The sequence below is a fragment of the Lentzea sp. genome (assembly GCF_035525475.1).
In the GTDB taxonomy this organism is placed as follows: Bacteria; Actinomycetota; Actinomycetes; order Mycobacteriales; family Pseudonocardiaceae; genus Lentzea.
This window is the reverse complement of the sequence record NZ_DATLEC010000238.1, coordinates 1-15,332: the sequence shown is the minus strand read 5'-3', so window position 1 is coordinate 15,332 and position 15,332 is coordinate 1. Positions and strand designations below refer to the sequence as shown.

13 protein-coding genes are annotated in these 15,332 nt (G+C 70.7%); 10 read left to right on the top strand and 3 right to left on the bottom strand.

The features are described from left to right. Positions 1-713, bottom strand: a 713-nt coding sequence (locus VM306_RS36075; protein WP_325523031.1) for an IclR family transcriptional regulator, incomplete at its 3' end; no start/stop codon positions are given. A 114-nt stretch (positions 714-827) separates the two neighbouring features. Here VM306_RS36075 and VM306_RS36070 point away from each other — a divergent pair. The 10 genes from VM306_RS36070 to VM306_RS36025 all read left to right on the top strand — a co-directional run bounded on the left by VM306_RS36070 (position 828) and on the right by VM306_RS36025 (position 12,704). After that, on the top strand, positions 828-1,355 hold the full coding sequence (locus VM306_RS36070; protein WP_325523029.1) for a SigE family RNA polymerase sigma factor: 528 nt from the start codon (positions 828-830) through the stop codon (positions 1,353-1,355). After that, entirely contained in the window at positions 1,352-2,326 is a 975-nt protein-coding gene (locus VM306_RS36065; protein WP_325523027.1) for a hypothetical protein, read from the top strand. Before VM306_RS36070 ends, VM306_RS36065 begins: the two co-directional genes overlap by 4 nt. A gap of 76 nt (positions 2,327-2,402) precedes the next feature. Then, a complete protein-coding gene (hutH, locus tag VM306_RS36060) occupies positions 2,403-3,908 on the top strand; it encodes a histidine ammonia-lyase (protein WP_325523025.1) in 1,506 nt (501 codons plus the stop codon). Further along, on the top strand, positions 3,908-5,548 hold the full coding sequence (hutU, locus tag VM306_RS36055; RefSeq protein ID WP_325523023.1) for a urocanate hydratase: 1,641 nt from the start codon (positions 3,908-3,910) through the stop codon (positions 5,546-5,548). The genes hutH and hutU overlap by 1 nt, the downstream gene beginning before the upstream one ends. A 248-nt stretch (positions 5,549-5,796) precedes the next feature. Further along, positions 5,797-6,966 (top strand): allantoate amidohydrolase, encoded by a 1,170-nt coding sequence (locus tag VM306_RS36050; RefSeq protein ID WP_325523021.1) that lies wholly within the window; start codon positions 5,797-5,799, stop codon positions 6,964-6,966. After that, positions 6,963-8,237, top strand: coding sequence for a formimidoylglutamate deiminase (locus VM306_RS36045; protein ID WP_325523019.1), 1,275 nt, complete (start codon positions 6,963-6,965; stop codon positions 8,235-8,237). The genes VM306_RS36050 and VM306_RS36045 overlap by 4 nt, the downstream gene beginning before the upstream one ends. Beyond that, on the top strand, positions 8,234-9,367 hold the full coding sequence (gene hutI / locus VM306_RS36040) for an imidazolonepropionase (RefSeq protein WP_325523017.1): 1,134 nt from the start codon (positions 8,234-8,236) through the stop codon (positions 9,365-9,367). Before VM306_RS36045 ends, hutI begins: the two co-directional genes overlap by 4 nt. A gap of 67 nt (positions 9,368-9,434) precedes the next feature. Then, positions 9,435-10,313 (top strand): hypothetical protein, encoded by an 879-nt coding sequence (locus VM306_RS36035; RefSeq protein ID WP_325523015.1) that lies wholly within the window; start codon positions 9,435-9,437, stop codon positions 10,311-10,313. A gap of 448 nt (positions 10,314-10,761) precedes the next feature. Beyond that, entirely contained in the window at positions 10,762-11,646 is an 885-nt protein-coding gene (locus VM306_RS36030) for a hypothetical protein (RefSeq protein WP_325523013.1), read from the top strand. Positions 11,647-11,711: 65 nt separating this feature from the next. Continuing rightward, on the top strand, positions 11,712-12,704 hold the full coding sequence (locus VM306_RS36025; RefSeq protein WP_325523011.1) for an aldo/keto reductase: 993 nt from the start codon (positions 11,712-11,714) through the stop codon (positions 12,702-12,704). Between the two features lies 1 nt (position 12,705). Here VM306_RS36025 and VM306_RS36020 read toward each other — a convergent pair whose 3' ends face one another. Then, on the bottom strand, positions 12,706-12,885 hold the full coding sequence (locus VM306_RS36020; protein WP_325523009.1) for a DUF6104 family protein: 180 nt from the start codon (positions 12,883-12,885) through the stop codon (positions 12,706-12,708). A gap of 79 nt (positions 12,886-12,964) precedes the next feature. Beyond that, a partial coding sequence (locus VM306_RS36015; protein ID WP_325523007.1) for a multifunctional oxoglutarate decarboxylase/oxoglutarate dehydrogenase thiamine pyrophosphate-binding subunit/dihydrolipoyllysine-residue succinyltransferase subunit occupies positions 12,965-15,332 on the bottom strand: 2,368 nt, incomplete at its 5' end.

Genomic DNA, 15,332 nt, shown 5'->3' with positions numbered 1-15,332 from the left:
TCCGGCCAGGCCTGGCCGCAGGACGTGTCGCACAGGTGCCGGAACGTCAGCGTGATGGCCGCGATCGGGCGCTCGCCGTGGTCGAACACCGGGGCCGCCACCGAGGCGAACCCCACGGTCACGAAGCCGTCCTCCACCGCCCAGCCCTGGCGGCGTTCCGACGTCAGCACGCGGCGCAGCGCCGGGAGGTTGTGCGGGCCGCGGCCGGTGCGGTCGACGAACGACTCCACGGACGGGAACAGCGCCCTGACCTGCGCCGGAGGCAGGTGGGCGAGCATCGCCCTGCCGGAGGCGGTGAGGTGGGCCGGGAGGCGGACGCCCACGTCGGAGACGATCGACTGGGGTTGCCGGGGCTGTTCGCGTACCAGGTACAGGGCCTCCGCGCCGTGCAGGACACCCAGATGCGCGACCTTTTCCATCCGATCGGCCAGTTTGCGCAACAGAGGGCGTGCGAGGCGTTCCAGCGGGTCGTGGCGCAGGTAGGCGGAGCCGAGCTCGAACGCCGCCACGCCCAGGCCGTAGCGCTTCTCCTCGGGGAAGTGGGTGGCGAAGCCCGCCTCCGTCAGTTCCGAGAGCAGGTGGTAGGTCGTTGACCTGGGCAGGTTCAGCTCTCGCGCCACCGACGCCGCGGAGACGGGCCCCGGCCTGCCCGCGAGCAGCCGGAGGACCGCCAGCCCTCGCCGCAGCGCGGGAACGTCACTGCTGCTGCCCACGGAGGTGATTTTCCCACGTGATGCAGCCCACGCCGTTACTACATCAGGGCACACTCAACAGAACAGGCCCGAGACGCGTCTCTAGGGGTGTGACGGTTTTGAAGGGGGTCGGGATTGACACCGAGTTTCGATGACTTCGTGGCAGAACAGGTGACCCCGTTGCTGCGCTATGCCACCGTGCTCACGTGCGACCCGCACCTGGCCCAGGACGTGGTCCAGGAAGTGCTGCTGCGTGCGCAGCAGAAGTGGGACCGCATCGGATCCGTCGACCTCCCTCACGCCTACGTCAAGCGCATGGTGACCAACGAGTACCTCTCGTGGCGCAGACGCAGGGCAGCCAAGGACGTCGCCCTCTCCATGTCGACCCTGGAGTCCGTCACCCCGCCCGTCTCGGACACGACGCACCACTACGACGAGCGGGAAGCCATGTTGCAGCGGATCGCGAAGCTGCCCCGCAAACAGCGGGCCGCGGTCGTGCTCCGCTACTACGAGAACTACGAGGACTCGGAGATCGCACAGATGCTCGGTTGTGCCGAGGGAACCGTGCGCAGCCACATCTCACGTGCGCTGGCCACACTCCGCATGGAACACACGCCGGAACCCGCTGGTGTCGGGTTGCGGCTCGGGGAGGGCCTGTCGTGAACGACACCGAACAGCTCATCAAGGACGCGCTCGGCAAGCTCGCCGAACGCACCCCGCATCCGGGGCCGACGCTGAACGCCCTGCGGCGCAAGCGGAAGCAGCAGCGCAGCAACATCTTCCTGATCGCCACCGCCGGAGTGGCCGCCGTCGCCGTCCTGATCTTCGCGGGGATCATCGCCAGCGACAGGTACGCGCCCCCGACCTCGGACAACGCCGCCGCCGCGCTCATGCCGGGCACCGGCCACGGCGTCGAGATCAAGTACACGCCGCACTGGATGCCGGACGGGTACGTCGAGACGTTCCGCAGCGTCGGCGACAAGACCACCCGCGTCTGGGTGCCGGCCGGCATCAAGGACGAGGACCCGACGCAGCAGACCGGTGACGCCCGGATCAGCCTGACGAGCCAGAAGGAACTGCCGGACCTCGGCGGGTGGCTGGAGACCAGCGTCCGCGGGCTGAAGGCGTGGGTGAAGACGGTCCAGGGCCAGTCGCCCGGCACGACCACCGAGCTCGTGTGGCAGGCGCAGGACGTGCTCAGCGTGTCCGTCCGAGGAGAGGCGAACGGGCGGGAGACGGCCATGCGCGTCGCGGACTCGGTGCGGTCCGACGCGAAGCTCAGCTACCTCGCGCCGTTCTCGCTCGACGGCAAGCCCGCGAGCGACATCTGGGGCAGCACGCTGAACCGGTGGACGGCGCAGTGGCGCTCGGAGCAGTTCGTGGTGACGCTGTCGACGACCGCGCCCGCGCAGACCGGCGGCGCGCCGGTGGCCGTGCGCGGCAAGAAGGGCGCGATCGTCGGCAACGGCTCGCTCGTGGTGCAGGACAGCGGGCTGTGGCTCACCGTGGCAGGTGAGCCCGAGAGCAACGAGGCCCTGATGAGGAGCGACGAAGCCCTGGTGAGCGTGGCCAACCGGGTCTCGCTGCAGCACATGGACCACCCGGACGCGGACTGGCTCGGCAAGGGCATCTAGGCAGCCGTCTGGGGTACCAGACGCCATCACGCGCTCCGGGGTCGCTGAGCCGGCCCCGGAGCGCTGTGATGTCTGCATGCGACAACCGGTGGAGCTGGGTCCCAAGCCTCTGACCCTCGAGGACGTTCATGCCGTCGCCCGCGACGGCGCCCCGGTGGAGATCACCGCGGCGGCCCGTGAGGCGGTCGCCACCGCCCGCGGCCACATCGAACAGCTCGCCACGGCCGAACGCCCCACCTACGGCGTCTCGACCGGGTTCGGGGCGCTCGCCGTCCGGCACATCCCGCCGGACCGCCGAGCCCAGCTGCAGCGGTCGCTGATCCGCTCGCACGCCGCCGGTTCCGGTCCCGAGGTCGAGCGCGAGGTCGTCCGCGCGCTGATGCTGCTGCGCCTGCGCACCCTCTCCACCGGCCACACCGGCGTCCGGTTGTCCACTGTGGACGCGATGGCGGCGGTGCTGAACGCCGGCATCACGCCCGTCGTGCACGAGTTCGGCTCGCTGGGTTGTTCCGGCGACCTCGCGCCGTTGTCGGCCAGCGCGCTCGCGCTGATGGGCGAGGGCATGGTCCGCAACGCGTCGGGAGAGCTCGTCACCGCCGCGGAGGCGCTGGCGGAGGCGGGTGTCGAACCGGTGCGGCTGGCCGAGAAGGAAGGCCTCGCGCTGATCAACGGCACCGACGGCATGCTCGGCATGCTGGCGCTGGCGATCGCCGACCTCACCCGGTTGCTCGACATCGCCGACCTCACCGCCGCCATGAGCGTCGAGGCGTTGCTCGGCACCGACCGCGTCTTCGAGCCCGAGCTGCACGCGCTGCGCCCGCACCCCGGCCAGAACCTCTCAGCTGCCCGGATGCTCGCGTTCCTGCGCGACTCCGAGATCGTCGCCTCGCACCGCGGCCCCGACTGCACCCGCGTGCAGGACGCGTACTCGTTGCGCTGCTCGCCGCAGGTCCACGGCGCCGCCCGCGACACGGTGGCCTACGCGGCGACCGTCGCCGATCGCGAGCTGGCGTCGGTGATCGACAACCCGGTGGTGCTGGCGGACGGCCGGGTCGAGTCGAACGGCAACTTCCACGGCGCGCCCATCGCCTACGTGCTGGACTTCCTCGCCATCCCGCTCGCCGACGTGGCGTCCATCGCCGAACGCCGCACCGACCGGATGCTCGACGTTTCACGTTCGCACGGCCTGCCGCCGTTCCTCGCCGACGACCCCGGCGTCGACTCCGGCCACATGATCGCCCAGTACACGCAGGCCGCGATCGTGTCCGAGCTCAAGCGCCTGGCCGTGCCGGCGTCCGTCGACTCGATCCCGTCCTCCGCGATGCAGGAGGACCACGTGTCGATGGGCTGGTCCGCCGCCCGCAAGCTGCGCAAGGCCGTGGACGGGCTGACCACCGTGCTGGCGATCGAGCTCCTGACCGCCGCGCGCGCCCTCGACCTGCGCGCGCCCCTCAAGCCCGCCCCCGCGACGGCCGCCGCCGTGGCGAAGCTGCGCGAGACGGTCCAGGGCCCCGGCCCCGACCGCCACCTCGCACCCGAGATCGCTGCCGCCGAGGCCCTGATTCGAAGTGGAGCTCTGTGATGGTTGTTCGCGCTGAACGAGGTACCGAGCTGACCGCCAAGCAGTGGTCGACCGAGGCCGCGCTGCGGATGTTCCACAACAACCTCGACCCCGACGTGGCCGAGCGCCCCGACGACCTCGTCGTCTACGGCGGCACGGGCAAGGCCGCGCGCGACTGGCCGTCGTTCGAGGCGATCTCCCGCGAGCTGGCCGCGCTGGAGGCCGACGAGACGCTGCTCGTGCAGTCCGGACGCCCGGTCGGCGTCATGCGCACGCACGAGTGGGCGCCGCGCGTGCTGATCGCGAACTCGAACCTCGTGCCGGACTGGGCGAACTGGCCCGAGTTCCGCCGCCTGGAGGCCGAGGGCCTCACGATGTACGGGCAGATGACCGCCGGTTCGTGGATCTACATCGGCACGCAGGGCATCCTGCAGGGCACCTTCGAGACGTTCGCCGCGGTCGCCACGAAGCGCTTCAACGGCACGTTGAAGGGCACCCTGACCGTCACCGCGGGTCTCGGCGGCATGGGTGGCGCGCAGCCGTTGGCCGTGACGATGAACGAGGGCGTCGCACTGTGCATCGAGGTCGACCCGCAGCGCGCGCAGCGTCGCCTGGAGACCCGCTACCTCGACGAGATCGCTTCGGATCTGGACTCGGCGATCGAACGCGTGCTGGCCGCGAAGGCCGCCGGTGAGGCCGTGTCCGTCGGCGTCGTGGGCAACGCGGCGGAGATCCTGCCCGAGCTGCTGCGCCGCGAGGTCGCCGTCGACATCGTGACGGACCAGACGTCGGCGCACGACCCGTTGGCGTACCTGCCGGTGGGCGTGGCTCTGGAGGACTGGGCGCCGTACGCCGCCGCGAAGCCCGAGGAGTTCACCGACCGCGCGCGGGCGTCGATGGTCACGCACGTCGAGGCGATGGTCGGGTTCCTGGACCGCGGCGCCGAGGTGTTCGACTACGGCAACTCGATCCGCGGCGAGGCGCAGCTCGGCGGCTACGACCGCGCGTTCGCGTTCCCCGGCTTCGTGCCCGCGTACATCCGTCCGCTGTTCTGCGAGGGCAAGGGCCCGTTCCGCTGGGCGGCGCTGTCGGGAGACCCGGCGGACATCGCCGCCACGGACCGCGCGATCCTCGAGCTCTTCCCGGAGAACGAGCAGCTCGCCCGGTGGATCAAGATGGCGGGCGAGCGCGTCGAGTTCCAGGGCCTGCCCGCCCGGATCTGCTGGCTCGGCTACGGCGAGCGGCACCTCGCGGGCCTCAAGTTCAACGAGATGGTGGCGTCCGGCGAGCTGTCCGCGCCGATCGTGATCGGCCGCGACCACCTGGACTGCGGCTCGGTGGCGTCGCCGTACCGCGAGACCGAGGCGATGGCCGACGGCTCGGACGCGATCGCGGACTGGCCGCTGCTCAACGCCCTGGTCAACACGGCCTCGGGCGCGACGTGGGTGTCGATCCACCACGGCGGCGGCGTGGGCATCGGGCGCTCGATCCACGCGGGCCAGGTGACGGTGGCGGACGGCACCGAGCTGGCGGCGCAGAAGATCGAGCGGGTGCTGACCAACGACCCCGGCATGGGCGTGATCCGGCACGTGGACGCAGGCTACGACGAGGCCAGGGCGGTGGCGGCCGACAAGGGCGTGCGCATCCCGATGGAGGGCTGAAAATTGTCAGACCTCGCTGGGAGAATTGAAATCGGGGGACCCCCGGGAGGGGACCCCTGCGCGAGCGTGCCGGGACCCTGCGCGAGCGTGCCTGGGGATTCCCGCGCGAGCGCGCCGAGCGACCCCTGCGCGAGTGCTCCGAGGGGATTCCGCGCGAGCGCTCCGAAATTGTCGGTGCTACCTGGGACAATGGAATCAGGGGACCCCCTGGGAGGGGACCCCTGCGCGAGCCTGCCGGGGGTGGCGTGATGCTGGAGCAGATCGCGGACGTCGGCCGGGACGCCAAGCGCGGCGGCTACTCCCGCCACGCCTACGCCGGGCCCGAGCTCGAGCTGCGCCGGTGGTTCGTCGAGCAGGCCGTCCGGCGCGGCCTGGACGTCGAGACCGACCGGAACGGCAACCTCTGGGCGTGGTGGGGCGAGCCCGGCGACGACGCGCTCGTCACCGGCAGCCACCTCGACTCGGTGCCCGGCGGCGGCGCGTTCGACGGCCCGCTCGGGGTGACCAGTTCGTTGCAGGCCGTCGACCTGTTGCAGGCCAAGGGCTTCACGCCCGCCAGGCCGTTCGCCGTCACCGTCTTCGCGGAAGAGGAAGGCGGCCGGTTCGGCGTGGCCTGCCTCGGCTCCCGCCTCCTGACGGGTGCCATCGACAGGGACAAGGCGCTGAACCTCAAGGACCCGGACGGCATCACGCTGGCCGAGGCCATGAAGGCGGCGGGCTACGACCCCGAGCTGGCCGGCAAGGACTCAGAAGCCCTCAGGCGCATCGGCCGGTTCGTCGAGCTGCACGTCGAACAGGGCCGTGGGCTGACGGTGCCGGTGGGCGTGGCGAGCAGCATCCTCGCGCATGGCCGGTGGCGCTTCACGTTCTCCGGCGAGGGCAACCACGCCGGCGCGACGCTGATCGAGGACCGCCGCGACCCGATGCTCCCGGCCTCGCAACTCGTTCTGGCAGCACGCAGAGCAGCTCGCGGAGGAGGTCGCGCGACGGTCGGCAGGATCGTTCCCAACCCCGGCGGCACGAACGTCATCGCGTCCACTGTGGACGTGTGGCTGGACGCGCGCGACAGCGACGACGCACGCACCCGTGCGATGGTCGCGGAGATCTCGGAGGCGGCGCACGTCGCCGCCGAGGAGGAGGGCTGCGAGTTGCGGATCACCGAGGAGTCGTACGGCGACACGGTGTACTTCGACCAGAACCTCAGGGACGACATCGCGGCAGCGCTCGGCGGCGTTCCGGCGCTGCCGACCGGTGCGGGTCACGACGCCGGCATCCTCGCCGCGCACGTGCCGACGGCGATGTTGTTCGTGCGCAACCCGACCGGCGTGAGCCACGCGCCGGAGGAGTTCGCCGAGCAGGCCGACGTCGACGAAGGCGTCAGGGCACTGGCCGCCGCGATCGAACACCTCGCCTCGTGAACTTCTGGTGCGAGCGGGCCTGGCTGCCCGGCGGGCTCGCCGAACGCGTGCTGATCAGGGCCGAGAACGGCAGGATCACGAACGTGTCCACGGTGGACACGATTCCGCTGGGAGTGCGGAGGCTGTACGGCGTTGTCGTGCCGGGCTTCGCGAACGCCCACTCGCACGCGTTCCACCGGGCGCTCCGGGGTCGCACGCACGACGGCGGCGGGACGTTCTGGACGTGGCGTGAAGGGATGTACGCGCTGGCGTCCAAGCTGACCCCGCAGTCGTACTACCGGCTCGCCCGCGCGGTCTACGGCGAGATGGCGCTCGCCGGGGTGTCGGCCGTCGGCGAGTTCCACTACGTGCACGACAGGTCGAACGAGTTCGCCCACTGCCTGCGCGAGGCGGCCGCGGACGCGGGCATCCGCCTCACCCTGCTCGACACCTGCTACCTCGCGGGCGGCATCGACCAGCCGCTCACCGAGGTGCAGGAGCGCTTCTCCGACGGCACCGCCGAGGCATGGGCGTCCAGGGTCTCCGAGCTCGAGTCGGATGAGGTGATGCGCGTGGGTGCCGCGATCCACTCGGTCCGCGCGGTCCCGCGAGCGGAGCTTCGCGTGGTGGCGGAGGCGTTCCCGGACGCCCCGCTGCACGTTCACCTGTCCGAGCAGCCCGCGGAGAACAAGGCCTGCCTCGCCGCCTACGGCCTCACGCCGACCGGCCTGCTCGCGGAGGCCGGAGCGTTGTCACCTCGGACGACGGCCGTGCACGCCACGCACCTGACGCCCGAGGACATCTCGCTGCTGGGCGGCTCCGGCACGGGCGCGTGCCTCTGCCCGACGACCGAGGCCGACCTCGCCGACGGCATCGGCCCTGCTCGCGAACTGGCGGACGCGGGCAGCCCGCTGTCGCTGGGCAGCGACCAGCACGCGGTGGTCGACCCGCTGCTGGAGACCCGCGCGTTGGAGCACGGCGAACGTCTCCGCACCGGTCAGCGCGGCCGTTTCACACCGGAGGAACTGCTCCAGGCCGCCACCCGCCACTCCGCGCTCGGCTGGGACGGCGGGCGCATCGAACCCGGCGCGCCCTGCGACCTCGTGGCGATCAGCTGCTCGACGCCGCGCACCGCGGGATCGTTGCCGCAGCAGGTGTTCCTGTCGGCGACGGCGTCCGATGTGGACACTGTCGTCGTGGGTGGCAAGGTGATCGCGAGCAAGGGCGTGCACGAGACCCTGGGAGACGTCGGCAGGCTGCTGGCGGACGCGATCGAGGAGCTGTGGGCATGAGCGTGCTGATCACCGGCATCGGTGAGCTGACGACGAACAGCGAGTCCGCCGGCGACGCGCTGGTCATCGACGGCGAGCGGATCGCATGGGTGGGGCCGGCAAGGGAGGCTCCCGCCGCGGACTCGGAGGTCGACGTCGAAGGCCGTGCCGTGCTGCCCGGCTGGGTCGACAGCCACACCCACCTCGTCTTCGCCGGTGACCGCACCGCCGAGTTCGGCGCGCGCATGGCCGGCAAGCCCTACACGGCGGGCGGCATCGCCGTGACCGTCAACGCGACCCGGCAGGCGAGCGACGCCGAACTGTCGGAGGTCGTGCGCAGGCACGTCGCCGAGGCGCTGAAGCAGGGCACGACGTTCATCGAGACCAAGACCGGCTACGGCCTCAACGTCGCCGACGAGATCCGAAGCGCCCGCATCGCCGCCGAGCACGCCGACGAGGTGACGTTCCTCGGCGCCCACCTCGTCCCGCCCGGCGAGGACGCCGACACCTACGTCGACCTGGTCCGCGGCGAGATGCTCGACGCCGTCGCACCCCTCGTGCGCTGGGCCGACGTGTTCTGCGAGAAGGGCGCGTTCGACTACGACCAGTCCAGGGCGGTGCTGGAGGCGGCCAAGGACAAGGGACTCGGCCTGCGCGTGCACGGCAACCAGCTCGGCGAGGGCCCCGGCGTGCGGCTGGCCGTGGAGCTCGGCGCCGCGTCGGTCGACCACTGCACCTACCTGTCGGCCGCGGACGTCGACGCGCTGGCGTCGTCCGGAACCGTCGCCACGCTGCTCCCGGCGTGCGACCTGTCGACGCGCCAGTCGCTTCCTCCCGCCCGTGCCCTGCTCGACGCCGGTGCGACGGTCGCGCTGGCCAGCAACTGCAACCCCGGTTCGTCCTACACCTCGTCGATGGCGTTCTGCGTGACGACAGCGGTCCTGCAGATGCGGATGACGGTCGAGGAGGCCGTGTGGGCGGCGACGGCGGGCGGCGCGCGGGCGTTGCGCCGTGACGACGTCGGTGTCATCAGGCCTGGTGCGCAGGCTGACCTCCACGTGCTGGACGCGCCGTCGATCACGCATCTGGCGTACCGGCCGGGCGTTCCGTTGACGCACGCGGTGTGGCGTCGGGGAGAACGGTCCATCTAGGACTGAAGACGTACCACCCTCCGTGTGGGCCTACTGGCGGAGGACGTCAGGGCCGTACGGTGGCGCCGTGGACTTCGCGGAGGCCCTGACGAAAGCCGTCGACAACAGCGGTCTCAGCCTCGAACGCGTCCAGCACCACCTGGCCGCGCGGGGCATGCAGGTGAGCCTTTCGACGCTCAGCTACTGGCGGCGCGGCCGCAGCAGGCCCGAACGGCCGGAGTCGCTGAAGGTCGTCACGGCCCTGGAGGAGCTGCTCGGCCTCGGCGAGGGCTTCCTGACGGATCGGCTCGGCGACAAGCGCCCGCGCGGGCGGTGGGTCGGCCAGGCGATGTCGCTGGAGGACATGTGGGACTCGCGCGCCACCGACCTCGGCGAGGTCATGGCGCGCATCGACAGGCTGCAGCCGACGGCGTCGACGTACCTCAGCGTGAAGGACCGGCAGGTGATCGGGCCGGACCGGCGTGAGGTCGAGATGCACTGCACGGGCATCGTGCAGGCGCTGGAGGACGGCGTCGACAGGTTCCTGGCCATCCAGCTCGCCGACGCCACGGACCTCGGCGTGGCCACCATCGAGGCCGGACCGCCGTGCCGGCTCGGGCGGGTGCGCAGCGAGGACGCCACCGGGTTCCTCGTCGCGGAGGTCCTCTTCGACCGGATGCTGCGGGCGGGGGAGACGGCTCTCGTCGACTACCGGGTCCGGATGAGGCCCGGCGCGGACAGCGAGGTCTGCGACCGGCGGTTCCTGCGGCCGGTGGGCGACTACGTGCTGCAGATCGACTTCCACCCGGACGCGGTGCCGGCGCGGTGCTTCCAGTTCGCGCGGCCGTCGCTGCAGGAATCGGAGACCGCGCTGAACGACCTGTGGATCGGGACGACCGCGTCGACGCACATCCACGTGCGCAACTCGAAGCCCGGGATCTATGGAGTGCGGTGGGAGTGGGAGTAGGCCGCTACTGCCACCCCCACCGCAAGCGCCCCCAGAAGATCGATGCGCTCAGCCGAGCCGCATTCGGCCTGTGCATCGAGGGCGCCGGGAGGGCCGTCGCCGCTGCAGGGTTGCGGCGACGGCGAGTTCTCAGTCCTTCGTCATGCCATTCCCGGGGTCCGTGCGCCCATTCCTGATTCTCGCGTCAAGAATTCGGGCGACGGTGTTCGGCCAGGTCAACCGGATCGCAGCTGACATCTGCGCGGCCGTGGCGGCGATATCCGGTACCACCTCGCCGGGGGCGCGATGCCGTGCTCGCATCAGGTTTCTCCTCGCGGGGGAATGAACTGCGGAACACCATGAAACTAACGCGAGTTGTGCGCCGGATAACAGGTTCGAAACTTCAGTTGTCAATACTGTCAAAACTGTGGCGGTGTGCTGCGGTGATCACCGGTCGTAGCATTCGACCGTGCCGGAATTCGCCGAGGAGCTGGCCAGGGCCGTCGAGGTCAGCGGCCTCAGTCTGGAGCGCGTCCAGCACCACCTCGAGCAGCGGGGACTGCAGGTCAGCCAGTCGACGCTGAGCTACTGGCGCCGCGGCCGCAGCCGTCCGGAACGCCCGGAGTCGCTCGCGGCCGTCGCGGCGCTGGAGGAGATCCTGCAGCTCTCACCCGGCGCGTTGACCGGCAGGCTGGGGGACAGGCGCCCGCGCGGCCGGTGGGTCGAGCGCGCCACCGCGCTGGAGGGCATCTGGGGCGACGCCGCGATCGACCTGGGCCGCGAGATCGCCCGCGTCGACAAGCTGCTGCCGGCCCCCGCCAGGTACCTGAGCGTGCGGGACCGGGTGCTGATCGGCCCTGACCGGCGCGAGGTCGAGATCCGCAGCAGCGCGGTGATCGAGGCGTTCGAGGACGGCGTCGACCGGATGCTCCTCGCGAAGACCGCCGACGGCACCGACCTCTCGCCCGGCGACATCGTCGCCGAAAGGTCGTGCCGCGTGGGCAGGGTGCGCAGGGACGACGACCGCAAGCTGCTCGTCGCGGAGATCATCCTCGACCGCGTGCTGCGCGCGGGCGACACCGCGCTCGTCGACCTGCGGCTGATCTCCGACCCCGGCGCGGACAGCCTCTGCGCGGACCGCACGTTCCTCCGCACGTTGCGCAACTACGTGCTGGAGGTCGAGTTCCACCCCGGCGCGGTTCCCGTGCGCTGCCACAGCTTCAGCCGGTCGGGGCCGGACGCGCCGGACGTGGACACGGGCGAGCTGTGGATCGGCACGACCGCCGCGGCGCACCTGCTGGTGCCCGAAGCCCAGGCGGGCACCGCGCACGGCATCAAGTGGGAGTGGGAGTAGCCGTTCCCCCGAGCTGGAGCAGCTCCACGTGGCACTCGGAGTTCGTGAGGGGCAGGGTAGGAGCCATGGAGTACACCCACCTCGGCCGCAGCGGCCTGTCCGTCTCCCGCCTGTGCCTCGGCACGATGAACTTCGGTCCCGAGACGTCCGAGGCCGACAGCCACGCGATCATGGACCGCGCCCACGAACACGGCCTGAACTTCTTCGACACGGCCAACGTCTACGGCTGGAAGCAGGGCGAGGGCGTCACCGAGAACATCATCGGCCGCTGGTTCGCCCAGGGCGGCACCCGTCGCGAGAAGACGGTCATCGCCACCAAGCTCTACGGCAGCATGGGTGACTGGCCGAACGAGACCAAGCTGTCGGCGCTGAACATCCGCCGGGCCTGCGACGCCTCCCTGAAGCGCCTGCAGACCGACTACATCGACCTCTACCAGATGCACCACGTCGACCGCGAAACGCCGTGGGACGAGATCTGGGAAGCCTTCTCCGTGCTGCGCCAGCAGGGCAAGGTCATCTACTTCGGCTCGTCGAACTTCGCGGGCTGGCACATCGCCCAGGCGCAGGAGGCCGCGCGCACCCGCGGGTTCCTCGGCCTGGTGTCCGAGCAGTCGATCTACAACCTGATGACGCGCTGGGTGGAGCTGGAGGTCCTGCCCGCCGCCAAGCACTATGGCCTGGGCGTGATCCCGTGGTCACCGTTGCACGGCGGCCTGCTGGGCGGTGTGCTGCGCAAGCAGCGCGAGGGCACCGCGTCGCGCGGCGCGTCCGGCCGTTCCGCCGACGCGTTGGAGAAGTACCGCGGCCAGATCGAGGCCTACGAGAAGCTGTGCGCCGAGCTGGGCGAGGACCCGGCCAACGTCGGCCTCGCGTGGCTGCTGCACCAGGACGGCGTCACGGCGCCGATCATCGGGCCGCGCACCGGGGAGCAGCTGGACAACTCGCTGCGCGCGGCGGAGCTGAAGCTCGACGCGGACGTGCTGGGGAAGCTGGACGAGCTGTTCCCGGCACCGGCGCCGAACGGGTCGAAGCCGGCGCCGGAGGCCTACGCCTGGTAGCTCAGTCCTCGAAATCGTCGTCGTCGCGCGCCAGGTAGGTGGCGAAGCGCTCGATGGGGGTCTCGAAGTCCGGGTTGGCGTCGACGAACGCGCGGAGCTTGTCGGCGAGCCACGCGAAGGTGACCTCCTCCTCGCCGCGCCGGTTCTCGAGCTCCTCGATGCCGCGATCGGTGTGGTACATCGCAGTTCTCCTGTTGTGGCTTCAGAAAACGAGCCGCCGGACCCTGGTGGATCCGGCGGCTCGTCCGTTCATGCGGGCTTTACTCGAACGCGCGGGTGATGATCTCGCGCTGCTCGACCTCGTGCACCTTGCTCGATCCGGCCGACGGGGCGGCCATCGGACGGCGCGACACGCGGCGGACGGTGCCCAGGTGCTCGGGCAGCAGCTCCGGCAGGGCCAGGCCGTAGAACGGCCACGCGCCCTGGTTCGCCGGCTCCTCCTGCACCCAGCGGATGTCCTTCGCGTTCGGGTAGCGCTCCAGGGTCTCGGTCAGCTTGCGGGCCGGGACCGGGTAGAGCTGCTCGACGCGCACGATCGCCACGTCGCCGCCGCCGCGCTTCTCGCGCTCGGCGTGCAGCTCGTAGGAGATCTTGCCGCTGCACAGCAGGACCTTCGTGACCGCGTTCGGGTCCTTGATCGTCGGGTCGTCCATCACCGACTGGAAGCGGTCGTTGATGAACTCGTCCGTGCCGCTGACGGCTGCCTTCAGGCGCAGCATCGACTTCGGCGTGAACACCACGAGCGGGCGGTCGACGCCGTCGAGGGCGTGGCGGCGCAGCAGGTGGAAGTAGTTCGCCGGGGTCGACGGCACCGCGACGGTCATGGAGCCCTCGGCGCACAGCTGCAGCCAGCGCTCGATGCGGCCCGACGTGTGGTCGGGGCCCTGGCCCTCGTGGCCGTGCGGCAGCAGGATCACGACGTCGGAACGCTGACCCCACTTGGCCTCACCGGACGAGATGAACTCGTCGATGATCGGTTGCGCGCCGTTGACGAAGTCGCCGAACTGCGCCTCCCACAGCACCAGCGCCTGCGGGTTCGCGACCGAGTAGCCGTACTCGAAGCCGAGCGCGGCGAACTCCGACAGCACCGAGTCGTAGACCATGAACTTGCCCTGGTCCGGCGACAGGTTCTGCAGCGGCGTGTACTCGTCGCCGGTCTTGCGGTCGACCAGGGTCGCGTGGCGCTGCACGAACGTGCCGCGGCGCGAGTCCTGACCGGCCAGACGGACCTTGCGGCCCTCCATCGTGAGCGAGCCGAGCGCGAGCAGTTCCGCGAACGCCCAGTCGATGCCGCCCTCGCGCGCCATCTTGGCGCGGCGGTCGAGCACCGGCTTGACGCGCGCGTGCGGCGTGAAGCCCTCCGGCAGGTTCACGTGGGCGTCGGCGATGTGCTCCAGCACCTCGCGGCTGATGCCCGTGGGCAGCTTCGCCGGGATCTGCTGCTCGGCCTCCACCGACGGGCTGACCGTCACCGGGTGCTTCTCGAGCTCGCGGACCTCGTTGAAGACGTGCTCCAGCTGGCTGGAGAAGTCCTGCAGCGCCTTCTCGGCCTCTTCGACGGTGATGTCGCCGCGGCCGATCAGGGACTCGGTGTAGGTCTTGCGCACCGAGCGCTTCTGGTCGATCACGTCGTACATCGCCGGCTGCGTCATCGAGGGGTCGTCGCCCTCGTTGTGGCCGCGGCGGCGGTAGCAGACCATGTCGATCACGACGTCCTTGTTGAACGCCTGCCGGTACTCCACCGCCAGCTTCGCGACCCAGCAGCACGCCTCCGGGTCGTCGCCGTTCACGTGGAACACCGGCGCGCCGATCATCTTCGCCACGTCGGTCGAGTACTTCGACGAGCGCGAGTGCTCGGGCGCGGTGGTGAAGCCGACCTGGTTGTTCACCACGACGTGCACCGTGCCACCGGTGCGGTAACCGCGCACCAGCGCCAGGTTCAGCGTCGCGGCGACCACGCCCTGGCCCGCGAACGCGGCGTCGCCGTGCAGCGCGACCGGCAGCACGGTGAAGCCCTCGCCGCCCTTGTCGAGCATGTCCTGCTTGGCCCGGACGATGCCCTCCAGCACCGGGTCCACGGCCTCCAGGTGCGACGGGTTCGCGGTCAGCGACACCTTGGTCTCGCCGTCGCCGAACATCCGGAAGTACTTGCCCTCGGCGCCCAGGTGGTACTTCACGTCGCCGGAGCCGTGCGCCTGGCCGGGGTCGAGGTTGCCCTCGAACTCGCGGAAGATCTGCGAGATCGGCTTGCCGACGATGTTGGCCAGCACGTTCAGCCTGCCGCGGTGCGGCATACCGATGACGACCTCGTCCAGCTCGTGCTCGGCGGCCTTGTCCAGCACCGCGTCGAGCAGCGGGATGACAGTCTCGCCGCCCTCGAGCGAGAACCGCTTCTGGCCGACGTACTTGGTCTGTAGGAACGTCTCGAACGCCTCGGCCGCGTTGAGCTTGGAGAGGATGTACTTCTGCACGGTGGCCGGGGGCTTCTCGTGCGGGACCTCGACGCGCTCCTGGATCCAGTGCCGCTCTTCGGGCTCCAGGATGTGCATGTACTCGACGCCGACGGTGCGGCAGTAGGAGTTGCGCAGCACCCCGAGGATGTCGCGCAGCTTCATCCGCTCCTTGCCC